The sequence below is a fragment of the Bacillus sp. JJ1773 genome, from assembly GCF_036962035.1.
Classification (GTDB): domain Bacteria; phylum Bacillota; class Bacilli; order Bacillales; family Cytobacillaceae; genus Cytobacillus.
This window is the reverse complement of sequence record NZ_JBALNX010000113.1, coordinates 1-23,569: the sequence shown is the minus strand read 5'-3', so window position 1 is coordinate 23,569 and position 23,569 is coordinate 1. Positions and strand designations below refer to the sequence as shown.

Here is a 23,569-nt window from a genome sequence, read left to right as displayed (position 1 = left end):
TTTTTAATATTGTTAATAAAATTAAATATATATCCTTAGTCTAATGAAGAAACACCCAGAAAGATGTATAATATTGTAAGAATCAAAAGAATTAAGGAGGAAATTAATGTCTAGGTTTGTAGAACGTTTCGAAACTCATCCAATTCATTTAACTCTTGAAAATAATATTAACACAACTTTCCAGATAATAGAAAACGAACAACAAGGAGAAGCAATTATTGAATTAGATAGAATAAATCAAGTTCTTCAGTTGATTAAAGATATACTTAAAAATTGTGATCCAAATTTAGTCCATATTAGTTACTTAGATAACTTACAAAACAATTGCCTAACTACCACTCTTTCCCAATTAAACAGCTATAGAAATCAAAGTAACATAGGATTTTTAAATGCAGCAAATAATCATTTGGATGGTTACATTCCCTCCATTACGAATATTATTTCACCAAACCTCCCTAATGATGTTGAAGGAATTAGAGAATCAATATCATCTTTTCGTCGATCAGTTTCTCAACACTTAAGATATACAGAAGAGGATTATAAAAAATTGGTTTTAGCAAAAACAGTATTGGAAGAAGGATTTAATCAAGTTGCTTCAACTGTAGAGACTCAGAAAGGAAGGCTAGACACTGCGATTTCTGATTTTCAACAACAATTTTCTAATGCCGAAGAGTTAAGAAGAACAAAATTTTCAGAGATTGAAGATAAAAGGGAAAATGATTTTAAAGAACTTGAAAAGGAATGGGAAGAAATATTTAAAGATACTTTTGAAAACGTAGAATCTGCCTTGGGCCAAAAGTTGATAGAGTTTCAAAATAAAGAAAATGACCTAGAGGAAGAGTTTACTACAAGAAGTGAACAATACTTAGAAACACTTGAAGAATATAAAAATAAAGCTGCCAAGGTTTTAAACATAATTTCAAATACAAGCATGGCTGGAGGATATAAACAGGTTGCAGACCAGGAACAGTCCTCCCGAAAATTTTGGCGTTTTATTACAATGAGTGCTATGATTTTACTCATATTTGCTGCTTTATATAGTTTTATTTCCCCAATTGGAGATAATTCAATTTGGACAGAAATAGCTAAAAGACTATCTGTAGCTGCTGCTTTAGCAGCAGTTGTAGGCTATGCTTCTAGGCAAGCAAAAATTCATTTAGATGCAGAACGTCTATATAGAAGAATGGAATTAGAACTTACTTCTCTAAGTCCATACCTAGTCGAATTAGGCGATGACGAACGAAAAGAAATAATGGCAAAAATGGCTGAAAAATTTTTTGGAATGGCAAATGTTGAAAATATCAAGAGTGAAGCTTCAGAACAATCAAGTTCGGAAAATAAAAATGACATACTAAAAATTCTAGAAGATATTTTATCATTAGCAAAAAAATAAAATAAAATAAAAGAAGGGAGAGTGTACCCTTCTTTTATTTTTTCGTCAAAAATCAAGTGAAGTTTTTTAATTAAATAACACCATAAGGAATTGTAACTATAAAATCTAATACTAAGGTGATAGCTTTATTAATAAGTATTTAAAACCACCTTTAAATAAATTATTGTATTGAATATCCTATTTTCAAATGAAACTTTCTATAACAAGAATCAAATTTAATTAAAATAGCCACATTAATAGTGGCTTTTAAAGTTTTACTAATTCCTCTTCCTTCCTAAAAAACGACTTCATAGCATGAAAAACATCCTCCTTCCTCCTTAAAACATAACTCCTAAACTTCTCTTCATTAATATTTTTAAACGCATTCTGGAGAGATGATGTTCTGTTATATTGGTTTACCTCGCCATAGCCAAACATATTGGAAACCTTCATTAGCTCTTCAACAAGCTTTACACAGCGGGCATTGTCGGAGGTCAAGTTGTCACCATCGGAAAAGTGAAATGGATAAATATTAAATCTGTGGGGATTATATTTTGCCTCAATAAGTTCTAATGCTTTACGGTAGGCTGAGGAACAGATCGTACCGCCGCTTTCCCCTTTTGAAAAGAAATCTTCCTCTGATACAACCTTTGCCTCCGTATGGTGTGCAATAAATTCAATTTCTACGGTTTCGTATTTCGTCCTCAAAAATCTTGTCATCCAGAAGAAAAAGCTTCTAGCCATATACTTTTCCCATATTCCCATTGAGCCGCTCGTATCCATCATTGCTAATACGACTGCTTTGGAATCAGGCTTAGTAACTTCATTCCATGTCTTGAACTTTAAATCCTCTTTATAAATGGGATGGAAGCTAGGCTTTCCGGTCATGGCATTTCGTTTAAATGCTGTCATCATCGTTCGTTTCTTATCAATATTCCCCATTAAGCCTGTTTTTCGGATATCATTAAATTCAATGTTTTCAACAAGAATTTCTGCTTGTTCTTTTCTTTTTAAATTGGGAAGCTCTAATTGTTTAAAGAGTGCCTCTTCAATTTCCATTAACGAAACTTCAGCTTCAAAATAATCTTCACCAGGCTGATCGCCTGCTCCCTGCCCTTTCCCAGGTCCTTTTTGATTACTTGATCCATCACGGGCCACTACATCACCAATGCGGCTATCTCCATCTCCTTGGCCAACATGTTTGTTCTTATCATAATTATAGCGAATTTTATATTCGTCTAATGAACGAATCGGGATTTTTACTACTTCCCGACCATTCGACATGACTATACTCTCTTCTGTTATAAGATCAGGTAAATTATTTCGGATGGCATCCTGAACTTTTTCCTGATGGCGCTGTTGGTCATCGTGGCCTTTGCGATGGAGGGACCAATCTTCTTGAGAAATCACAAACTGATGGTTATTTATTTCGGTCACATTAAGCCCTCCTTTAATCAATTTCGCCTGGGCGAAATTGCGCCCAGATTTTTATCGAGCTTGCTCGATAATTTCCTCTAAAAAATCTGAGGCATCCGCCGGAGGCTTAACTTCATGCAGCCGGAGTTTGAACCCCTACTGAGTTAGATACAATTTTGCGTTCAACAATCACATTTAGGAGTGGGAGACTTCTGCTGAATGAAGTTAATTTTCGCGCACAATTCTAACTAAACAACATAGAATATCGAGAGTGTCAACAGAACGGCGCCTAGCTATTATAAAATGGCTTCATATAAGCTAAATACAATGTATAGCTAGACAATGGAACTTGGTTAATGCTCATTTAACCAATCTTACATTTCACAAATCCAATTGACAAAAGGCTCTTAACTTTTTTCTTCCTTTGGACAACTTAAGGATAAGAATGTTTATTACTTTATCCTATGCAAGAACGCGAAATAATTTACAAATAATTTCGATAATAGAGTAGTTCCGCTTTTATAAGGACAAGCTTTCTTTTATACTAATTAAATACATATAGTGAATCAGCCAGAAATAAACTTTAGTAACCATAATTATATCGAGGTGACATAATGAGCGAGTTCCTATGCTGTGACCGATGCGGCGAGCTTTCCATGTATGATCGTACGATCTATATCGATAACAAACCGATTTGCCCTGCCTGCAGCAATTTAATCGTTTATTTACAAGGTACACATTTGGTTGAAGAGAATAAGTAAATAATGGTAGAAAAAGGACTGACAGATTTGCTGTCAGTCCTTTTCTTTCCTAAACTTTATAGTCATGATTTTACATTCTACCTATTTAAGAGGCTGCCAACATACCTCAGCAGTTCATTCGCAGAAGTTGAATTGTAGCCATGCTCATCGATTAACCGCGCTACGACTTCGTTTACCTTTTTAAGCTGCTGTTCATCCGGTGTTTTTGAAGAGGTCGTAATTTTCACAACATCCTTTAAATCTGCAAATAATTTCTTTTGAATCGCTTCACGGAGCCTGTCGTGTGAGTTATAATCAAATCTCTTTCCTTTGCGAGCATAAGCGGAAATTCGAATGAGGATCTCTTCACGGAACGCTTTTTTCGCATTTTCGGATATGCCAATTTGCTCCTCTATGGAACGCATGAGCTTCTCGTCCGGATTAATTTCCTCACCTGTCAATGGATCACGCAGCTTCGACTTATTGCAATACGCCTCCACATTATCCAAGTAGTTATCCATAAGTGTTTTCGCAGACTCCTCATATGAATACACAAATGCCTTCTGAACTTCCTTCTTCGCGATTTCATCATATTCTTTACGGGCAAGGGAAATGAAATTTAAATATCGCTCCCTAAGCTCTTGTGTAATCGATGGATGCTGATCCAATCCTTCTTTTAATGATCTTAAAACATCCAGTGCATTAATGGAAGTGATCTCTTTACGAATAATCGTTGAAGAAATTCGATTAATCACATACCGCGGATCGATGCCGCTCATGCCTTCATCTTGGTATTCCTTTTTCAGTTCTTCCACATCAGCCCGATTATAGCCTTCAACACTTTCACCGTCATAAAGACGCATTTTCTTAACTAAATCGATATCGCCCTTCTTCGGTTCCTTCAAGCGTGTTAGAATCGTAAACATCGCAGCTACTCTTAATGTATGTGGTGCAATATGAACATCATAAACATCGCTTTCGCGAATCATTTTATCATAAATTTTCTCTTCTTCCGTTACCTTTAAATTATACGGAATCGGCATCACAATAATCCTTGAGTGAAGGGCTTCGTTTTTCTTATTGGAAATGAAGGAACGATACTCTGTCTCGTTTGTATGTGCGACAATTAACTCATCAGCGGAAATAAGCGCAAACCTTCCCGCTTTAAAATTTCCTTCCTGTGTTAAGGATAATAAATGCCATAGAAACTTTTCGTCACATTTCAGCATCTCCTGGAACTCCATCATTCCACGGTTTGCTTTATTCAGCTCCCCATCAAACCGGTATGCCCTCGGGTCTGATTCAGAACCGTATTCAGCAATGGTAGAGAAATCAATGCTTCCAGTTAAATCGGCAATATCTTGAGATTTCGGATCGGATGGACTGAATGTTCCGATTCCCACTCTTCGGTCTTCTGAGAAAATAATTCTTTCGACTAGCACATCCTCAATTCTTCCGTTATATTCCTGCTCCAAGCGCATCATGTTCAGTGGAGATAGATTTCCTTCAATTCTGATCCCGTATTCCTCATGAAAATCCTGTCTCAGATGGTGTGGGATAAGATGTAATGGATCTTCATGCATCGGACAGCCTTTTATCGCATAGACTGCCCCCCGATCCTGATGAGAATAAGCTTCTAAGCCTCTTTTGAGCATTGTGACTAATGTGGATTTTCCTCCACTAACAGGCCCCATTAATAAGAGAATTCTTTTTCGAACATCCAGTCTTTTAGCTGCCGGATGAAAATATTCTTCTACAAGTCTTTCCAGTGCTTCTTCTAGGCCAAATAATTGGTTGCTGAAAAAGCGATATCGTTTCTGCCCCTTTACGTCCTCAATACTCGCATCTTTGATCATATTATATACCCGGGAATGTGCCGACTGGGCAACCCATGGCTTCTCTTTAATAATTTCTAAATATTCTCCAAAAGTCCCTTCCCATTTGAGCTTTTCCTCTTCATGTCGATACATCTCAATTTTTTTTAGAATATCCATAAGGACCTCCCCCTGTCGCATTTTCAGAGACGATTAATATACTGTATGCGCGCCTGTAAATGAACATGCTAATTAAGGGAATACATCCGGTTGTCCTTTTTTAAAATAATTTTAGTAAAAAGAAGAATGATAAGCTGAGATGCGTTGTTACTCCATTTCTTTCCGATTAGTCTAATAGGTTTTCATGAAAACTTCAAAAATGATCAAGTGTTAAAAATTTTCCACAGATTTTATTTCACACTTTCATTTTATTGGGCTATAATAAGCATATATGTTGATTGAAATTACTAATGTTAATAAGGAGGATTTCATACATATGGGTACGGTTATCATTCTCGGTGTTATGGTTGCTTTCCTTGCTGCTATTTTCACATCTGGTTACGAAGATAAGCCAGGAACAGGTAATAAATAAAAAAAGCTGCCAAGTGCAGCTTTTTTTATTTGAGGTTTAAATCTAATTTTTCTACAAATTCCTTCATATACATTCTCGATTGCTTCGCCAGCATATTGGCCATTTGGCTTGTCCAAGTATCATTTCTTTTTCCTTTTGTTCTTTCGATATAATACTCGGAAATTATATGATTATACATTTCCAGATTGTTACGAATTTCTTCTTTATCTTGATGGTATTCATTTTCATGATAAACCGATTCAAGTGGAAGTCTTGGTTTCAGATCTGTATTTTGTACAGGGTATCCTACTGCTATTCCGAATAAAGGAACTACCCGCTTTGGTGTCTTTAGCAGCTTGCATACTTCTTCAAGATTATTGCGGATACCGCCAATATAGCAAATCCCAAGCCCCATAGATTCCGCAGCAATGACTGCATTCTGAGCAGCTAATGCAGTATCGATTAACGCAACCATAAACTTTTCAGTGCTTTCTATGGATGGATGAACGTCCTTGTTTTCCATTTCTCCTACTAACTCATGTCGTGATAAATCAGCGCAAAAAACAAAGAAATGTCCATTATTCGCAACATAATTTTGTTCTCCGGCAATTTGGGCCAATTTATTTTTCTTCTCCTGATCTGTTATGCCAATAATTGAATAAGCTTGAATAAAGCTTGATGTTGAAGCAGATTGTGCACATCTCACAATAGTCTCAATCTGTTCTCTTGTTAATGGCTTGTCCTCGAATTTCCTGACAGACCGATGATTTAAAAGAAGTTCTATGGTTTGATTCATTTACAACCATCCTTTCCATGCCTCAATTACATTGTAACCAAAATTTACTAATTTTTCAAAAAGAAAAGACCTTGGCGAACACCAATTCCGTTATTTGAAGCAAAATGGGGTATTATTCCCTTACGTTTATGGACATACGTTCCCTTATTTTGAAAAAAACAGTAATTTTTTTGTGTATTTTCGCAATTAACATCCTCTGTGTCCGCTTAACCTTTAAAATATAGGCATTTAATGAAAATAACGGAATGACTGTCCGTATTATTTTCTTCACAAAAGTGACAAAAAAATAACACTCAGTACCTGAGCGTTATTCTTTGTTAAATCTGCTGATTAGTGTTAATAAAGTTTTTCTCCACATATTGGAACTACTTAATTTAGTCCTTTTCCTTACAGTAAATGTATATAATCTTGCTGGCGTAATGCTTCATATATAAGGATGGCTGCAGTGTTGGATAAGTTCAAGGAACGAACATTATCATTCATCGGAATTCGAAGAGCACGTTCCTTATTATTCTCGATAATGTCCTTAGGCAGGCCAGTTGTTTCTTTTCCAAAAATAAAATAATAATCCTTTTCTTTATCACTATAGTTAAATGAAGAGTGGGGCTTCGTTCCAAACTTTGTTAGAAAAAAATAGTCCCCTCCTGCCGTCTTTTCAAAAAAGTCATCGAGCGAATCGTAATAAATGATATTGACGAATTGCCAATAGTCCAATCCAGCTCGTTTTAACATTTTATCATCAGTTGAAAAGCCGAGAGGACGAATTAAATGCAAGGTTGTATCAGTCGCAGCACAAGTACGAGCGATATTTCCTGTATTTGCGGGAATTTCTGGTTGATATAAAACTACATGCAATGCCACGTTTGTCACCTCAAAAAATAAACTATATCGATTATTATATCACTGATTTACTCCTTCTACAGGAAAAAGGTTTCATTTCCAATCATTGATCATCCACTATTGTAAAAAACTTATATTTAATATTCGGTGTGTAGGCAGTTGAATCCTCATAGGCCCAATATCGCATCCGGCTGTTTGTTGTATGTGCATTGACTAAAGGCATCCCATTTGCATCCTTTGCAGTTACAATTGTCGTATGATCAAATCGTCCGTCCCCTTGAAAATCGTAGCAAATGACATCACCGAGCATTAATTCTTCAGGACTATAAACCTCTTTGGCCCGAAGTCCAATGGAAGTACGAGGCAAATGCAGTCTCATGGAGTTTGCAACAGACCAGCTATAGCTCCAATTCTTATTCAGCATCCACCAGCCTGCCCCCCTATTAGGATACCCTCTCATTGGGCCCCCACCGGAATGCAAGCATTGCGAAATATAATTCGTGCAATCAACCTCGAATGATTCAAAGGAAGGATTATAGCTATTCCACCATCTTTCAGCATATTGAACAGCTCTTAAGCGGTTATATTCGTAAACAATTCTCTCTTCAGGATCTTCTGTCTCTAAGCTTTGTTCCCTTTCCTGTTTCGCTTCTGCATAACGATTAATTTCATGATCCTCGATTAATATTCCTTTATAAAATTCCGCCCATCTTTCCTCAATTTCCTCTTCTAAGATGAACAGATCCTTCTGCTTCACCAAATACTTAAAATGGACATTATATCGAACGGAATCTTTTTCTTCACGACCATGATCAACGGTTATGATGTTCCCAATAGACTTTGCCTTAATAATTTCACCTGAACGCTTAGCAAGCCCCTCTTTCTTAATTTCTATTTTTGGGCAGAAATGAGTTGAGCTCCTATTTTTTTGAGAAACACATTGCTGCACCCTTTTTTGTAAAAGCTCTTGAAGCTGCTCTCTCACCGGCAACCACTCCTTTCATAAATATATATATGAAAGGAGATGAATGATTTTCCCCATAAAAAATGAGGCAGGCAATCTTCTGGCCCACCTCGTTTACTCAAAAAAGCTTAAGCCTAAATGGATCTCACTTAAAACTTCTTCATCTATTTCCTTTTGCAGAGCCTTTTCTAATGCAAGACGAGCGGTTTCTCCTCCAATTTTACCTATCGCCCAAGCAGCCGTTCCACGGATAACAGGCCGTGAGTCTGAAATCATGACTTCAATGAGATCATCAACAGCTGTTTCGTCTTTAAAATGTGCTAATGCAAAAATAGCATTACGCTGGATAGGCTTTTTTCCTCTCCATGATCCAGATAAAGGTCCAAACCTTTCTTTAAATTCCCGATTACTAATTTGAAGAAGCGGTTTTAATAGTGGTTTCACAATTTCAGGATCCGGCTCCATTTCCTCGTGAAAATAGAAGTTCTTCCCTTTGTTTTCCGGACAAGCCGTTTGGCAAGAATCACAGCCATATAGGCGATTCCCTAATTTCTCACGGAATTCCTCTGGAAGAAATCCCTTTGTCTGTGTGAGAAATGCTATGCACCTTTGTGCATTTAGCTGCCCCCCTTGCACTAAAGCTCCAGTAGGGCATGCCTCAATACATTTATTGCATGTCCCGCAGCGATCCTCCATCGGCTGGTCAGGCTCAAAAGGAATAGATGTTATCATTTCACCTAAATACACGTAAGAACCAAATTCCGGAGTAATGATGGAACAATTCTTCCCGCTCCAGCCAATTCCCGCTCGTTCCGCAACGGCTCTATCCACTAATTCCCCTGTATCTACCATTGACTTACATTTGGCATCAGGAACTAAGCCCTTAATAAATGCCTCCAGCAGCTCCAGCCGATTCCGTAAAACATGATGGTAGTCTTCTCCCCATGAAGCACGGCAAAATATTCCGCGTCTTTCCCCTTTAATACTCACAACTCTCTCGCTCATTTTAGAAGGGTAAGCAAGAGCTATAGAGATAATGGAGCGAGGCTCTTCCATCAGCAACGCAGGATTAACCCTTTTCTCAATATCCTTTTCTTCAAATCCTGATTGGTATTGAAGCTCCTGCTGGCGAATAAGCCGATTTTTCATTTCATCAAAAGTATTTGCTGTTGTGAAGCCAATTTTATCAATTCCAATTTTTTCACTGTATTCAATAATCTCTTGTTTTAATCTTGCCGAATTCACCTTGTCCCCTCCTTTCTATGATTGTATATATATATGAAGGTCCATATTATTATTTAAATCACCGCTTCCTATGATAAACTATTTTTAATCGATTTGGGAGGTGGGAAGGATGGAAATTCGTGTTTCTTCTGAGATTTGCGGACTTATACCAGATTTTAAAATCGGAATTATTCGTTACCAGAATATTGAGGTAGGCGAATCACCGCAAATGGTGAAAGGACGACTGCAGTTGTTTCAGGAATCCATTTACTTCGATTTAGAGGATAAAAATGTAACAGATTTAGATGGGATTAAAGAATGGAGACAGATTTTTAAAGCTGTAGGGAAAGACCCTAACCGCTACCGTCATTCAGCTGAAGCCCTATACCGCAGGGTCAAAAAGAAAAACTATCTACTGCCTGTGAACAGTGCTACTGATATTAATAACTTCTTCTCATTGCAATATCAAATACCACTAGGCATCTATGATATGGATAAGCTGATTGGGAGTGTGACGATGAGACTTGGAGAAGATGGTGAAGAATATGTTGGACTAAACGGCAGATCCAATTCGCTTCACCGTTTAATTGTAACAAGTGATGATTCAGGCTCTTTTGGCAGCCCTTTTGTAGATTCAGAAAGAACTTCTGTGACAGAAAAAACAAAAAACGCTATACATATTGTTTATTTACGCCCATCCTTCAATATCGATGAGGCGAATGAAATGGTCACTTCTCTTATGAATATGTTTATTCAAATTCATGGAGGACAAGGAAGTATAGAGATTATAGGGTGCTAAACTGGCGCCTTTTTTTGACATTAAAAAACGCAATACCTCGTTCTTTATTGAAACGAAACACTGCGTTGATATGTATGGAGCGGGTGATGGGAATCGAACCCACGACAACAGCTTGGAAGGCTGTAGTTTTACCACTAAACTACACCCGCATTTTACCTAAAAATAAAAAAACAGGTTTCCCTGTAAATTTCATAAACAATAATTTAACATTTTCTTAATATTACAACCTTTTCGAAGTATCGTCAAGTTTTTTTCGACAAATTTCTTTGTTTTTCTTCTTTAGAAATGTCCGTCCAAGGGATGTGGACGGACTTTTTGGTCGTGATTGAACCTTGAAATGTCCGTCCAACGGATGTGGATGGACTTTTTGGTCGTGTTGGGACCGTGATATGTCCGTCCAAGGGGCGTGGATGGACTTTTTGGTCGTGTTGAGACCTTGAAATGTCCGTCCAAGGGGCGTGGATGGATTTTTTGGTCGTGATAGGATAGTGAAAATTTTTCAGAATTCGTTTATAAATACCCAATTATTTCAAAATATTGACATCCTTCCATTTTCACATAAAAATATATATGTAACTATATAATGTTATTGATCAATTTTTTAATAGAAAGGAAGATACATATGTTTAAAAGAATTGCAGCAGATGCTTTAGGCTTGTCTGATATAGGGAAAATTATCGACCCTCAAGACTATGACAAAACCGAGGCTGATGACTATGTGATGCATGAGGATAATGAGAAGATTTATTTTCTTATTAAAACGAAGGCAGATGAATACTGTTTTACCAATTTAGCGCTGATCCATGTAGATGGGGAAAAAGCTATTTCGTCTAAGAGAACATTAAGAAGGTATTCGTATTATGAAAATGAAATATCCGATGTAACCTTAGAAACTGCTGGAAAAATCGATCTTGATATCGAAATTAAGTTCAAGTTAGGCTCACAAATTTTTGATATTGATGTTCAGAAAGATCAAATTGAAAAATTAAAAGATTTATATAAAGCACTGATTCGCATTTCCGAGATTTATAAAGAAAATAAAAAAAATGTAGGCTTAGCTGATGCAAGTCTTGAGAAGGCTGTTTCTGTTTTGCATGGTGCTCGCCTTGGCGAAAATACAGCATTAGAAAAAGAGTATCAAAAGCTAACAGATTTTGGCTTTGCTTGGCTCACCTCCGTCAGAGAACAATACCAAACCAAGGACTTTGGCAAAGTCTTTGAAAAATATATCAATAATTAAGAAGCTTAAATAAAATTGTTAACATAAAAGCAGCCTTTCATATGGAGGAAGGCTTTTTTTTCAATTTCTGAACAGGTTTTCTACTTTTCTAGATAAGCTGTCCATATAAACAGCTTTTCTAGACAGCTTTTTTATTTTTCTCGATAACCTGTCCATATAAACAACTTTATCGGACAGCTTTTTTACTTTTCACGAAAACCTGTCCGTATAAACAATTTTATTGGACAGCTTGACTGCTTTTCTCGAAAACCTGTCCGAATAAACCTTGAAGAAAATCTGCTTAAAGTCCTGCAAAATAAATTTCAGGTTTCAATTTTGAAAAAGCTTACTATTGTGTGACAAAAAACAATTCTGTTTTTACATTGTTATGGTATCCTAGGTATATACTACTTTTGGAGGTATCGAGATATGGCAATTACTATAGAAAACCCTAAAAATGCCAAAAGTGACAAACCGCAATTTTCAAGGACCAATCCATTTTTAGCACCGGTTCTTAAAAATAGTAATTTAAATGGAACAGACTCAAGTAAAGAAACAAGACATATTGAGTTATCATTAAAAGGTTCTGGCCTTTCATATGTTCCAGGTGATGCGCTTGGTATTGTTCCTGCAAATGATCCAGAACTTGTATCATCCCTTCTTGAAGAAATGGGATGGGACCGTGAAGAAATTGTAACTGTTGGAAAGCAAGGGGAGACGCTGCCATTGATGGAAGCGTTAACAACGTATCTTGAAATTACTCTGCTGACGAAGAAGATATTACAGCAGGCAGCAGCCCTCACAGAAAATGAAGAGCTGCAAAGGCTTATATTGGTTGAAAATGCAGATCAGCTTAAGGAATATTGCTATGGACGCGATTTATTAGATATGTTGCGCGATTTTGGCCCTTGGAAGGCATCTGCCCAAGAAATCGTCTCCATATTGAGAAAAATGACGCCGCGTCTTTATTCTATCGCAAGCAGCATAAGTGCTAATCCAGATGAAGTTCATCTAACCATCGGTGCTGTACGCTACACTGCTCACGGGCGTGAACGAAAAGGGGTTTGTTCAGTTCAATGTGCTGAACGAGTTCAAGAAGGAGATACGCTGCCAGTCTTTGTTCAAGTCAATAAACACTTCTATTTACCAGAGTCCCTAGAGAAAGATATTATTATGGTTGGTCCTGGTACAGGCATTGCTCCATTCCGTTCTTTCATCCAGGAATGGGCAGTCAATCAAGCAGCTGGCCGCACATGGCTCTTTTTTGGAGATCAGCATGAAGCAACGGATTTCCTTTATCAAGACGAATTGGAAAAATATCAACAAGACGGAGTATTAACAAAGCTTGATACTGCCTTCTCTCGTGATAAAGCTGAAAAAGTGTATGTGCAGCATAAAATGCTTGAACATAGTAAAGAATTGTTTGAATGGATTGAAAATGGAGCTTATTTCTACGTTTGTGGGGATAAGGAACGTATGGCGAAAGATGTTAACGATGCGCTTGTTACTGTTATTGAAAAAGAAGGTTCGATGACTCGAGATGAAGCCGAAGCCTATTTGAAAGATTTGCAGAAGCAAGGTCGTTATCAGCGTGATGTATATTAAATGAAACGCATTTTATTTTAAAGATCCTAAGTTTTAAAAATCCAGCTCCCTCCGTTCCATGTGAAATGGAGGAAGCTGGATTTTTTAATGAACTGTAAAGGTCATACTTTCTTTTTTAAAATAGCACGGACAGGGCTTCCATCTGCTTCTGCAAGCGGCAATGGGATAGCTGCCAACTCATATTCCCCTGGATCGATATGATCAAGCACAAGCCCTTCCAAAATATGAACTCCATACCGAGTCAGTTCATGATGAGCAGATAGTTCTTTGCTGTCTAAGGGATCAACCGAAGGCAAATCAAGGCCGATTAGCCGAACACCTTTTTGTGAAAGATAAGCTGCCAGTCCTGGCTCAATAAAGGGAATACTTTCTGGAAAAACCGCTCGATTTTTCCATGCCCCTGTATAGATTAACAGACGGGTCACCCTGGATAAGTCGACCTTACTTACTTCATCCACACCAATACTATCTTTATTCGGCAAATGGATGACAAGTGCTTTCCCAATATACAAATCTAAATCAAGTTCGATTACTCTTTTTCCATCATTATCAAAATGAAAAGGAGCATCAATATGTGTACCTGTATGTGCACTCATTGTGATTTGTCCGACATTTACGGACCCACTTTCTTCTTTGCTCCAGTTAACTTTATAAGAAAAAGGAGTATCTCCTGGCCAAACAGCTACTTTTTCATCCAATCGTTGTGAAATATCAACCCATTTACTCATGCACATTCCCTTTCATAGTTTCGTCCTTAAGCTCCACAGTTCTGGAAAGAATTGGTGATCAAGAACTTTTTTTAAATAGGGAACACCTGAAGAGCCGCCTGTTCCCTGTTTATGACCGATAATTCTTTCCACTGTGTTCATATGATGAAACCGCCAAGTCTGCTGCCCGCTTCCAATATCAACAAGCTTCTCGGCTAATTCGTATAAATCCCAATATTGATTCACATCTCGATAAACGGTCAGCCACGCTGCTTCCACAGTTGCATTTGACTTGTAATTTAGTGACCAGTCTCTATCAAGCGCCCCCTGATCGATTGACAAACCTCGAATAGCAAGAGCATGGATCGCCGCATCGTAAATGCTTGGCTTATTCAAAGCCTTGTTCAATGTTTCGAAAAGCTCGTTTTGATGCTTATAAACTACTAGTGAAGAAGCATTTTTATGCCCTAGTGCAAATTCAATCAGTCGGTTTTGGTATGATTGAAATCCTGATGAAGACCCTAGCTTGTCACGAAATTCTAAATATTCAGCGGGTGTCAACGTAGACAATACACTCCATGATTGAATCAATTGCTGTTGGATTCTTGAAACACGAGCAAGCATTTTAAAAGAAGGCTCTAAGTTATTTTGGTGAATACATTCTGTCGCTGCTGCAAGCTCGTGGATGATGAGCTTCATCCATAATTCACTTGCTTGATGGATGATGATAAACAGCATTTCATCGTGATGATTGGATAATAAGTGTTGACTAGAAAGGATTTTATCAAGATGTAGATAATCCCCATATGACATATATTTTTGGAAATCTGTATGTATCGTTTTTTCGAGACTGGTCTCCTGACTATGTTCATTAACGGGTTTTTTCTCCATACTTTTCACCTTCTTCTTATCCATATTTTCTGCTATTTGATAAATAAACCGTATCAAGAATAATACTTTCCGTCAATTAAAAATCTTAATATTTAAAAAATATAGATTATTTAAGTGAATTTTTATTTACTTCATACAAACTCTAAGATATCCTTCTAGTAACATATTAGAAGGGATTGAAGATTATTAATGACAACGAATTCATTTATCCCAACTAAAGGATATGCACAACAATTAGATCGAAATAGTATGACCTTTAGAGAAGAGTTTTACATTAAAGACGGTATTTATTATATGGACGGAAACTCTTTAGGACTGTTTTCTAAAAGGGCAGAAAAAACATTGCTTCTCAGTTTAGACGATTGGAGGAATCTGGGTATTGATGGATGGACTTCTGGGCATCAGCCTTGGTTTGATTTTTCGGAGAAATTAGGAGCATTGACTGCCCCGTTAATAGGAGCAAAGTCAGAAGAGACAATTGTTACAGGCTCAATCACAATAAATATTCATCAAATGTTAGCAACGTTTTACAAACCTGAAGGAACACGGACAAAAATAGTGGCAGATGAATTAGACTTCCCATCTGATATTTATGCGATAAAATCCCAATTGCACCTGTTTGGGCTTGATCCAAATGAACATTTAGTGCTAGTAAAAAGTCGTGATTCGCGCATTATTAACGAAGCCGATATCATTTCTTCTATGACTGATGAGGTCGCCATCGTCTGGCTGCCATCTGTTCTATATCGAAGCGGTCAGCTCCTTGATATGGAGCTTTTAACAAAAGAAGCTCATAAAAGAAATATATTAATCGGGTTTGATCTAGCCCATTCGATAGGGGCTCTTCCGCATTCCTTGCATGATTGGGGTGTCGATTTTGCAGTCTGGTGTAATTATAAGTATTTAAATAGCGGTCCAGGCGGCGTGGGAGGATTATTTGTACATGAAAGACATCATGGAAAAGCCCCTGGTCTAGCAGGTTGGTTCAGTTCAAATAAAGAAAAACAGTTTGATCTTGAACTGGATTTGACACATGCCCATTCGGCTGGTGCCTTCCAAATCGGCACTCCACATATATTAAGTACTGCCCCGCTCTTAGGGTCCCTCGAAATTTTTGCTGAAGCAGGAATCGAAAATATCCGTGAGAAGTCTCTAAAAATGACTGGATATATGATGTATTTAATCGGGACTGAACTTTCAGATTATGAATTTAGTATTGGAAACCCAGCAGAAAATGAGCGCCGTGGAGGGCATGTTTGTTTAGAGCACCGCGAAGCGGCACGAATTTGCAAAGCTTTAAAAGATCATCATGTCATCCCTGATTTCCGAGCGCCAAATGTCATCAGACTAGCCCCAATCGCATTATATACAACTTTTGAAGATATATGGGAGACCATTCAAATTTTAAAAAGAATTATGGTAAACGAAGAATATAAAAAATATGAAAATGCTAGAAATGTAGTAGCCTAGTTCTTTTTTAGCATACAAAAATTCCCAGACTTAGAGGCTTTCTCTTTTGGAACTCAAAAAGAGAAAAGCCTTTTCGTTTTAGGTTTCACTCTTCCATAATTTATACTCTATATTTTAATATACAAATAACGTCTTCCTATTACTTTTTAGAAAGACGTTAAAAAACATTGATAAGACATAAATCCAATTTTACTAGCAAAATAATAATTCTACGCTTCTTTCATCACCCATACCGAAACTGCTTTCTCCTCACCAACATTTACATAACGGTGAGGAGTAGTACTCTGAAAGTAAATACTATCGCCAGCTTGAAGAGAAATTTCATCTTCACCTAATGCAATATTCATTTCCCCTTGAATCACATATCCAAATTCAACCCCAGGGTGACTGACCAGCTCCATCTCGCTTTGCTCCCCTGGCAGAATTTCTACCAGTAAAATTTGCTCATCACTAAGATGGCTTGGCATCAGTTCATGGTACCTTACGATATCATTCGATAATTGCAGTAATCTGTGTTCACCTTTTCTAATGACAAATTGATTTTCTTTTGAGCCATCAAAAAAATAATTGATTGGAGTATTTAAGGCTGTGCATATTTTCCAGAAGTTGCTGACAGTTGGGTCCACAAGACCTCGTTCTATTTGTGAAAGGAGGCCTTGGCTTAAGCCCGTTTTCTCCGCTAAGTCAGCAAGTGTAAAGCCTTGCTTTTTGCGAATTTCTCTGACCTTGTATTCCTTTATCATCTATATAACCACCCTTCTAATAATGGCAAGCAGCCAGATGGTCTTGACCCCTGCCTTCAAGCTTAGGGCTGATTAAACATCTTTCAGTTCGCTTTGGACATTTTTCATAGAAAACACAGCTTACTTCTCCCTTAGGCGGCAAAGTTTCGGCAAAGCCTTTGATGCCTTGTTCATTCGTTTCAAAAAGGCTTGGCAATGATGATAAAAGGATTTCAGTATAAGGGTGCTGTGGATCATTAAATAGTTTGTCTGTTTCACCCATTTCGACAATATTGCCTTTATAGAGTACAGCTACTTTCGTACACATATATTTTATGACGGACATGTTGTGTGAGATAAATAAATAGGTTAAGCCTCTTTCTTTCTTTAATTCCTTTAATAGATTAAGAACCTGTGCCTGCACGGAAACGTCCAATGCTGAGGTTGGTTCGTCAAGGACGATAAATGAAGGATCTGTAATTAGTGCTCTGGCAATTGCAATTCTTTGACGCTGGCCACCACTGAATTCATGGGGATACCGGTCCAGATGCTCTTCTTTTAGCCCTACCCGTTTTATTAATTTTAATAAATTTTCGTACGAACCTTTTTGCCTTCTTTCTGTTTTATCAAGTGCATAGAGTGGTTCCAAAATAATTTCTTTAATGGCCATTCTAGGATCTAATGAAGATTGCGGATCTTGGAAGACGGTTTGTAATTCTCCTGGCTTTCTACGAATATACTTATTTCTTTTCCATAAAGGATTGCCTTGATAAAGGATATCGCCTCCTGTTGGAGATTCTAGCCCAATAAGTAGTTTGCCAAACGTACTTTTTCCGGATCCAGATTCACCGACAAGCCCCAGCACCTCTCCTTCAGATATAGAAATGGACATATTATCTAGGGCTTTCACGGTTAGTTTCCCTTTTTGATAATGCTTATGTACGTGATCCATTTCGATCATTACGGTCATAGAATCAATCCCTTTCCAGCCAACATGCTATATCATGCTGATTTTGCCATTGAATTAATTCAGGCTGCTTTGTCCGACAAATATCCATTACGTAATGGCATCTTGACGCAAACGCACAGCCTACTGGACGTTCCATTAAGTTTGGCACCTCGCCTTGAATCGCCTTTAATGGTTCATTCGCATCCTTGCCATCAGGTAAGGCTTCAATTAGTGCTCTGGTGTATGGATGCTGAGGAGCATGTAAAACCTCCTTCGTCTCACCGGACTCAATCACTTCTCCCGCATACATGACAACCGTTCGATCGCAAATCTGTGAAACGACCCCTAAATCATGGGTAATAAATAAAATCGATGTTCCTTTCTTCTCATTTAATTCTTTCATAAGCTGCAAAATTTCATGCTGAATGGTTACATCTAAAGCTGTTGTTGGTTCATCTGCAATAAGCAGATCAGGAGGGGCTGCCATCGCAAGCGCGATTACAATCCTCTGGCGCATTCCTCCGCTTAATTCAAACGGATATTGTTTAGCTACATGCTCTGGATTGTGAATATGTACATCTTTTAACGCATTAATCATTAATTGTTTCGCTTCTTTTTTGCTCACTTTCCGATGTCTGCGAATAACTTCTGATAATTGCTCGCCAACCTTCATCGTCGGATGAAGAGCCGTCATAGGCTCTTGGAAAACCATCGCAATTTTCTTCCCGCGAATGGTTTGTATTTCTTTTTTTGATAAAGTTAATAAATTTTCTCCTCTATATGAGATTTCTCCATTCGCTATTTGCGCATTATTTTCTAATAGACCTAATATTGAAAGGGCTGTGATTGATTTTCCTGAGCCTGATTCTCCTACGATCCCGACAATTTCTTTTTCCTGAATGGAAAGATTAATATTTTTTAGAGCTTCAATCGTTCCTCTGAAGGTTTGGAAATTGACATGTAAATTTTTTATTGCTAACATTCCACCGCCCTCCTATCTGCTTGATTTCGGATCCAATACATCACGGATTCCATCTCCAATTAAATTTAAGGCTCCTGCCGATAAGAAAAGTAATAAACATGGAAATGTCGGATACCACCAGAAATCCAGCAAGTACTTCCAGCCAATACTAATCATAGCTCCCCATTCAGGTGCTGGCGGTTGTGCCCCTAAGCCCAAAAAGCCTAATGTGGCAATTAATAGAATCGCATCCCCTACATCTAATGTCCCTTGAATGATGACAGGAGAAACTGAATTCGGCATAATATGTTTTCGAATAATTCGAAGCGGATGGATGCCGAACGTTTGCGCAGATTTAACAAATAATGACTCTCGTAAACTTAATGTTTCACTTCGAGCTAAACGAACATAGACAGGAATCTTTACAATCGCAATTGCAATCATCGCATTTTGAATACTTGGCCCTAATGCTGCAGCCAAAGCCATTGCCAAAATCAATGTTGGGAAGGCTAGGACCATATCCATTATTCTCATTATGACTTGATCAATCATCCCGCCGAAATACCCCGAAATCGTTCCAATCATTAATCCAATAGCAGCAGCAATCAAAATGGCTAATATTCCTAACCCTAATGACAATCTTGCCCCATACAAAATTCTTGTAAAAATATCTCTTCCGACTTCATCTGTGCCAAACCAATGGGACCATGATGGAGGCTGGAATTTATTTGCTGCATCAATAACGGTCGGGTTATACGGAGTTAATAGTGGAGCCAAAATCGCAGCCAAAATAATCACACCTAAAATGATTCCGCCTGCCATTGTCAGCTTATTTTTTTTCAGCTTATATAATAGTGCACTTCTTTTCACTAGAGGCAGCTGTTGTATATCCGTTTGTGGCTGTGCTTCCAATTCATTTTCCTCCTTTCTATCATTCTTTTATTTGAGGATTTAGCACATAATAAGAGAGGTCGACAATTAGGTTAATGAGCACATACCCAATCGAAATAAATACAGTAAATCCCATCATAGCCGGGAAATCTAAATAGGAGATGGATTGAACCACATATCTTCCCATTCCAGGCCATCCGAATATCGTTTCAGTCACGACCGCACCGCCAAGCAATGCGCCAAACGAAACCCCGATGATCGTGATGGTTGGGATTAAAGCGTTTCGTAAACCATATTTGATTAAGAGATATGGTCCATGGATTCCATTTGCAATTGCTGTTCGAAAATATTCTTTTTCCAATACCTCTAACATGCTCGCCCTAACTTGGCGTGTGATAATGGCTAATTGGGCAAAGGACAGGACAATCGCCGGAAGTATGATATGACGAAGACTGCTCTGAAAAGCAACAAAGTCCCCGCTTAACAAGCTATCGAGCAAATAAAACCCAGTGACATGTGTAGGTGGATTAATATGCATATCAATTCGTCCGTTTGCCGGAAACCAACCTAATAATCCGTAAAAAATAAATATCACAACCAACCCGCTCCAAAAAACCGGTGTGGAAATTCCACTAATCGTAAAAATTCTGCTCGCATGATCCCAAAACGTATTTTTCTTAACGGCCGCTAAAATACCGAGCGGAATTCCAATAACAATGGCTATGAAAAAAGCTAGTATCGCTAATTCTAATGTTGCTGGGAAAAAGACAAGCAAGTCATCCAACACAGGTTTTTGCGTACGAATAGACGTACCTAAATCCCCGCTCAGCAACCCCTGCATGTAATGGGCATATTGGGTCAGAACCGGCTGGTCTAGACCCAATTGCTTTCTAACTTGTTCTAATGTTTCTTCATTGGCCCGTTGACCGGCCATCATACTGGCCGGGTCACCGGGAATAATATTTGAAAGAATAAACGTTATAAAGGTAACGCCAAAAACAACAAAAACTAGTAGCAATAATCTTTTGAAAATCATTTTTGCCATAACAATCCCCCGCTATTATCGCAGATTAACGGGCAGTAAGATCCCCAAATTAAGGTTCGGGCATAAACATTTAATAGTATTTTGGGGATCAACTGCCCATAAAGGCCCGATTATAGGAACACAGACTAAGAACGCGACCTCCTGTGGCAACGTCTGTGTGACCCACATCCTGTGGGACGCAACTAACAATCAGTAAGATTATGGCTGACTAAAAGCGCCACATACAATGGCAACTTAGTCCTAGCACTCCTATTCGTCTGCCTCCCACTGATTGAAGTTTCACCTTACTGCTTATTCATCTCTGCTAAATTATAAATTCCTTCAAGCATTGGATTGTAAACAAAACCTTGGACAGATTTACTTACTGGCAAGGTAAAATCCTTTTGGAAGAGTAAGATATACGGTGCTTCTTCAATAACAATATCTTGGATGTCAAAATACAAAGCTTCCCTTTCTTCTTGGTTATTAGAAGTTGCCGCTTGCTTTAATAATGTATCAACCTGATCATTTTTATAGAAAGCACGGTTTCCGGCTAATCCGAAGTTTGCTGAGTCATACCAATAGTTCATAAACATATATGGATCACCAAAGTCCGGGCTCCATACGCCAAGAGCTAAATCAAATTCCCCTTTATCCATCATTTCGCGTGAAGTAGCATAAGCAACCTTGTTCAGTTCAACATTTACACCAATCTCTTTTAAATTCGCCTGAATCGTTAATGCTTCTGTTTCCCACCATGTTTTATTATCTGAATACAATAAAGTCAGGGTTACATCAGTTGCTCCTGCTTCAGCTAATAGCTCTTTTGCTTTTTCAATATTTAGCTCATATTGGATGGCATCTTTATTATGACCCCATAATCCATCTGGAACAGGCCCTCTCATCGGTGTAGCAAATCCTTGGTGAACAACATCAATCATTGAATTATAATCAATTCCATAGCTTAGCGCCTGTCTTACTTTAGGTTCTTTTAATGCTTCATTTCCTTTACTGGAATTAACATATACATAGTCCACTAGCAAGCTTGGTTTTTGTAATAACTCTACATGATCCATCGAGCGGACGGATTCGATCTGTTCTGTCGGAATTCCCTCAGCAATATCAATTTCTCCCTTTTCTAATTGCATGCGTTGTGTAGCCCCGTCAGCAACAATTCTAAAATATACTTCTTCAATGCTAGGTTGAACCTTCGCCTCTTTATTAACAGAAAGTTTTATATACTCACCTTGTTTCCATTCCGTTAATTCATATGAGCCGCTTCCCATCGTATTATTTGCTAAATAGTTTTGTCCTAAATCTCCATCCTTTTCATGCTCCATAACCTTCGGATTCACAATTCCCCCATAGTTAGCTGCCAAAGTGGATAAGAAAGGCGGGAAGTTTTCTTTTAATGCAAATGTCACCACATATGGAGACTCCACCTTAATCTCTGAAATAACACCATAAACTTCTGCAGGACCGTTGCCAATCTTTAATGTCCGTTCAAAAGTAGTTTTAACCGCTTCTGCATTAACCTCTGTTCCATCGGAAAATTTATGGCCCTCATTTAATGTGAATGTCCATGTCTTTCCATCCTCACTTACCTTCCATTCCTTAGCTATTCCTGGTTTTACTTCAGTTGACTCACCATCATACTCTACTAATCTCTCATAAGCAGGGTATGTAATTTTCCATGCTGAGTTATCCATCGTAACCGCAGGATCCAGCGTCCCTTGGTCAGCTGTCATGGCAACAGTCAAGATTTTCTTTTCTGTGCTGTCACCATTAGCCGTTTCTGTGCCTTCCTTTTCCCCTGTCTTCGCAGGAGCATTCGAGTTTTGTACACAACCTGCCAAAACGATAAGTACACTAAACAAAAGGAACATTAACTTTTTCTTCATTTTTACCCCTCACTTTTCGATCTCTTGATATAGGATACCTTTGAAATATTCCTGCTTTCCCTTTTTCTTTGCCCAGCTTTTCGTGCCGTATTCAAAATGCCACCACTCATCCGTATTTGAAATAAAGCCAACCCCCATCATGACATTTTTTAATATTCTCCTGTTGATTAAAAATTCTGTCTCTTCGGATGACAAGTCAGCCTTTTTCTCAAACCAATCAAGCTGGGACCTTTCATGGAATTCATCAAATTCACTACCCATCTGAAGCCACCCATGTTGATCAGCTATCGTTAGATCAACAGCCCCTCCCGATAAATGCGGGGATGGATTTGTAATATCTTTAGTTGGAGTCGCCACAAATTTATATAGCTCCTGTTCTAATTCCATATCTTTAAAACCTTCATTTTCTAAATCACGCTTCGTTTGTTCATAAATCGCCCTTTGCGTCTCGTAGGAACGCCACCCATCAAGGATTACAAAAGAGATTCCTTCAGGTAAAAGATGAGAAGCTTCAAGCAGCTTTTCCATAACCTCTTTCCTTAAATAACATTCGTTTTCCGCACCAGGTAAACCATTCAAAAAATAATAAGGATAAATATGTATTTTCTCAGATGCCTCTGAAACTGGAACCAACACTTTTTTCACCTCAAAATCGTTTTAGCTTTCTAGGTTTTTTTGCTCACCTCCTACTTC

The 23,569-nt window shown here is 38.0% G+C and carries 21 protein-coding genes and 1 tRNA gene; 6 read left to right on the top strand and 16 right to left on the bottom strand.

Features of this window, described 5'->3' with window-relative positions; genetic code table 11:
- The first annotated feature begins 106 nt into the window (after positions 1-106).
- Positions 107-1,393, top strand: a complete 1,287-nt coding sequence (locus V7127_RS24130) for a hypothetical protein (protein ID WP_335490599.1) — start codon at positions 107-109, stop codon at positions 1,391-1,393.
- Between the two features lie 246 nt (positions 1,394-1,639).
- On the opposite strand, the gene yhbH is transcribed toward V7127_RS24130, so the two are convergent.
- Entirely contained in the window at positions 1,640-2,809 is a 1,170-nt protein-coding gene (yhbH, locus tag V7127_RS24125) for a sporulation protein YhbH (RefSeq protein ID WP_335490597.1), read from the bottom strand.
- 593 nt (positions 2,810-3,402) lie between these two features.
- On the opposite strand from yhbH, the gene V7127_RS24120 reads away from it, so the two are divergent.
- Positions 3,403-3,549 (top strand): hypothetical protein, encoded by a 147-nt coding sequence (locus V7127_RS24120; RefSeq protein ID WP_335490595.1) that lies wholly within the window; start codon positions 3,403-3,405, stop codon positions 3,547-3,549.
- A 77-nt stretch (positions 3,550-3,626) separates the two neighbouring features.
- Here V7127_RS24120 and V7127_RS24115 read toward each other — a convergent pair whose 3' ends face one another.
- The 5 genes from V7127_RS24115 to queG form a co-directional block, all read right to left on the bottom strand.
- Positions 3,627-5,522, bottom strand: a complete 1,896-nt coding sequence (locus V7127_RS24115) for a PrkA family serine protein kinase (RefSeq protein WP_335490593.1) — start codon at positions 5,520-5,522, stop codon at positions 3,627-3,629.
- Positions 5,523-5,959: 437 nt separating this feature from the next.
- Positions 5,960-6,709 (bottom strand): oxygen-insensitive NADPH nitroreductase, encoded by a 750-nt coding sequence (nfsA, locus tag V7127_RS24110; RefSeq protein ID WP_335490591.1) that lies wholly within the window; start codon positions 6,707-6,709, stop codon positions 5,960-5,962.
- A gap of 387 nt (positions 6,710-7,096) precedes the next feature.
- Positions 7,097-7,570, bottom strand: a complete 474-nt coding sequence (trmL, locus tag V7127_RS24105; protein WP_335490588.1) for a tRNA (uridine(34)/cytosine(34)/5-carboxymethylaminomethyluridine(34)-2'-O)-methyltransferase TrmL — start codon at positions 7,568-7,570, stop codon at positions 7,097-7,099.
- Positions 7,571-7,652: 82 nt separating this feature from the next.
- The gene (locus V7127_RS24100) at positions 7,653-8,534 is read right to left on the bottom strand and encodes an amidase domain-containing protein (RefSeq protein WP_335490585.1); all 882 of its coding nucleotides are present in this window, start codon (positions 8,532-8,534) and stop codon (positions 7,653-7,655) included.
- A gap of 93 nt (positions 8,535-8,627) precedes the next feature.
- Positions 8,628-9,758 (bottom strand): tRNA epoxyqueuosine(34) reductase QueG, encoded by a 1,131-nt coding sequence (gene queG / locus V7127_RS24095; RefSeq protein WP_335490583.1) that lies wholly within the window; start codon positions 9,756-9,758, stop codon positions 8,628-8,630.
- A 109-nt stretch (positions 9,759-9,867) separates the two neighbouring features.
- On the opposite strand from queG, the gene V7127_RS24090 reads away from it, so the two are divergent.
- Positions 9,868-10,536: a B3/B4 domain-containing protein gene (locus tag V7127_RS24090; RefSeq protein ID WP_335490580.1), complete on the top strand. Its 669-nt coding sequence runs from the start codon at positions 9,868-9,870 to the stop codon at positions 10,534-10,536.
- A gap of 75 nt (positions 10,537-10,611) precedes the next feature.
- On the opposite strand, the gene V7127_RS24085 is transcribed toward V7127_RS24090, so the two are convergent.
- Positions 10,612-10,685, bottom strand: a tRNA-Gly gene (locus tag V7127_RS24085).
- Positions 10,686-11,158: 473 nt separating this feature from the next.
- Here V7127_RS24085 and V7127_RS24080 point away from each other — a divergent pair.
- Positions 11,159-11,776 carry a PH domain-containing protein gene (locus V7127_RS24080; RefSeq protein WP_335490576.1) on the top strand — a complete coding sequence of 206 codons (618 nt, stop codon included), beginning with the start codon at positions 11,159-11,161 and terminating at the stop codon, positions 11,774-11,776.
- 408 nt (positions 11,777-12,184) lie between these two features.
- Positions 12,185-13,360: a sulfite reductase subunit alpha gene (locus V7127_RS24075; RefSeq protein WP_335490574.1), complete on the top strand. Its 1,176-nt coding sequence runs from the start codon at positions 12,185-12,187 to the stop codon at positions 13,358-13,360.
- Positions 13,361-13,461: 101 nt separating this feature from the next.
- Here the strand turns inward: V7127_RS24075 and kynB are convergent, their stop codons facing one another.
- Together kynB and kynA are read right to left on the bottom strand one after the other, a co-directional pair.
- Positions 13,462-14,088 (bottom strand): arylformamidase, encoded by a 627-nt coding sequence (gene kynB / locus V7127_RS24070; protein WP_335490571.1) that lies wholly within the window; start codon positions 14,086-14,088, stop codon positions 13,462-13,464.
- A gap of 12 nt (positions 14,089-14,100) precedes the next feature.
- Positions 14,101-14,958, bottom strand: a complete 858-nt coding sequence (gene kynA / locus V7127_RS24065) for a tryptophan 2,3-dioxygenase (protein ID WP_335490601.1) — start codon at positions 14,956-14,958, stop codon at positions 14,101-14,103.
- A 189-nt stretch (positions 14,959-15,147) separates the two neighbouring features.
- On the opposite strand from kynA, the gene kynU reads away from it, so the two are divergent.
- Positions 15,148-16,428 (top strand): kynureninase, encoded by a 1,281-nt coding sequence (gene kynU / locus V7127_RS24060; RefSeq protein ID WP_335490569.1) that lies wholly within the window; start codon positions 15,148-15,150, stop codon positions 16,426-16,428.
- Between the two features lie 209 nt (positions 16,429-16,637).
- On the opposite strand, the gene V7127_RS24055 is transcribed toward kynU, so the two are convergent.
- The 7 genes from V7127_RS24055 to V7127_RS24025 all read right to left on the bottom strand — a co-directional run bounded on the left by V7127_RS24055 (position 16,638) and on the right by V7127_RS24025 (position 23,509).
- On the bottom strand, positions 16,638-17,171 hold the full coding sequence (locus V7127_RS24055) for a helix-turn-helix domain-containing protein (protein ID WP_335345313.1): 534 nt from the start codon (positions 17,169-17,171) through the stop codon (positions 16,638-16,640).
- 16 nt (positions 17,172-17,187) lie between these two features.
- Positions 17,188-18,111: an ABC transporter ATP-binding protein gene (locus V7127_RS24050; protein ID WP_335490566.1), complete on the bottom strand. Its 924-nt coding sequence runs from the start codon at positions 18,109-18,111 to the stop codon at positions 17,188-17,190.
- A 13-nt stretch (positions 18,112-18,124) separates the two neighbouring features.
- Positions 18,125-19,081 carry an ABC transporter ATP-binding protein gene (locus V7127_RS24045; RefSeq protein ID WP_335490564.1) on the bottom strand — a complete coding sequence of 319 codons (957 nt, stop codon included), beginning with the start codon at positions 19,079-19,081 and terminating at the stop codon, positions 18,125-18,127.
- A 12-nt stretch (positions 19,082-19,093) separates the two neighbouring features.
- Positions 19,094-19,972 carry an ABC transporter permease gene (locus V7127_RS24040; RefSeq protein WP_335345310.1) on the bottom strand — a complete coding sequence of 293 codons (879 nt, stop codon included), beginning with the start codon at positions 19,970-19,972 and terminating at the stop codon, positions 19,094-19,096.
- Positions 19,973-19,991: 19 nt separating this feature from the next.
- Positions 19,992-20,996 carry an ABC transporter permease gene (locus V7127_RS24035; RefSeq protein WP_335354377.1) on the bottom strand — a complete coding sequence of 335 codons (1,005 nt, stop codon included), beginning with the start codon at positions 20,994-20,996 and terminating at the stop codon, positions 19,992-19,994.
- Between the two features lie 284 nt (positions 20,997-21,280).
- Positions 21,281-22,876 carry an ABC transporter substrate-binding protein gene (locus tag V7127_RS24030; protein ID WP_335490562.1) on the bottom strand — a complete coding sequence of 532 codons (1,596 nt, stop codon included), beginning with the start codon at positions 22,874-22,876 and terminating at the stop codon, positions 21,281-21,283.
- A 9-nt stretch (positions 22,877-22,885) separates the two neighbouring features.
- Positions 22,886-23,509: a M15 family metallopeptidase gene (locus V7127_RS24025; RefSeq protein WP_335345307.1), complete on the bottom strand. Its 624-nt coding sequence runs from the start codon at positions 23,507-23,509 to the stop codon at positions 22,886-22,888.
- Between the last annotated feature and the right edge of the window lie 60 nt (positions 23,510-23,569).

What these genes read in the sequence shown, in the direction of transcription:
- kynU (WP_335490569.1), top strand. Translation starts at nt 15,148, where the DNA reads ATGACAACGAATTCATTTATCCCAACTAAAGGATATGCACAACAATTA.
- V7127_RS24045 (WP_335490564.1), bottom strand. Translation starts at nt 19,081, where the DNA reads ATGTTAGCAATAAAAAATTTACATGTCAATTTCCAAACCTTCAGAGGA.
- kynB (WP_335490571.1), bottom strand. Translation starts at nt 14,088, where the DNA reads ATGAGTAAATGGGTTGATATTTCACAACGATTGGATGAAAAAGTAGCT.
- V7127_RS24030 (WP_335490562.1), bottom strand. Translation starts at nt 22,876, where the DNA reads ATGAAGAAAAAGTTAATGTTCCTTTTGTTTAGTGTACTTATCGTTTTG.
- V7127_RS24120 (WP_335490595.1), top strand. Translation starts at nt 3,403, where the DNA reads ATGAGCGAGTTCCTATGCTGTGACCGATGCGGCGAGCTTTCCATGTAT.
- V7127_RS24050 (WP_335490566.1), bottom strand. Translation starts at nt 18,111, where the DNA reads ATGATCGAAATGGATCACGTACATAAGCATTATCAAAAAGGGAAACTA.
- kynA (WP_335490601.1), bottom strand. Translation starts at nt 14,958, where the DNA reads ATGGAGAAAAAACCCGTTAATGAACATAGTCAGGAGACCAGTCTCGAA.
- V7127_RS24115 (WP_335490593.1), bottom strand. Translation starts at nt 5,522, where the DNA reads ATGGATATTCTAAAAAAAATTGAGATGTATCGACATGAAGAGGAAAAG.
- V7127_RS24080 (WP_335490576.1), top strand. Translation starts at nt 11,159, where the DNA reads ATGTTTAAAAGAATTGCAGCAGATGCTTTAGGCTTGTCTGATATAGGG.
- V7127_RS24130 (WP_335490599.1), top strand. Translation starts at nt 107, where the DNA reads ATGTCTAGGTTTGTAGAACGTTTCGAAACTCATCCAATTCATTTAACT.
- V7127_RS24075 (WP_335490574.1), top strand. Translation starts at nt 12,185, where the DNA reads ATGGCAATTACTATAGAAAACCCTAAAAATGCCAAAAGTGACAAACCG.
- nfsA (WP_335490591.1), bottom strand. Translation starts at nt 6,709, where the DNA reads ATGAATCAAACCATAGAACTTCTTTTAAATCATCGGTCTGTCAGGAAA.
- V7127_RS24090 (WP_335490580.1), top strand. Translation starts at nt 9,868, where the DNA reads ATGGAAATTCGTGTTTCTTCTGAGATTTGCGGACTTATACCAGATTTT.
- V7127_RS24035 (WP_335354377.1), bottom strand. Translation starts at nt 20,996, where the DNA reads ATGGCAAAAATGATTTTCAAAAGATTATTGCTACTAGTTTTTGTTGTT.
- V7127_RS24055 (WP_335345313.1), bottom strand. Translation starts at nt 17,171, where the DNA reads ATGATAAAGGAATACAAGGTCAGAGAAATTCGCAAAAAGCAAGGCTTT.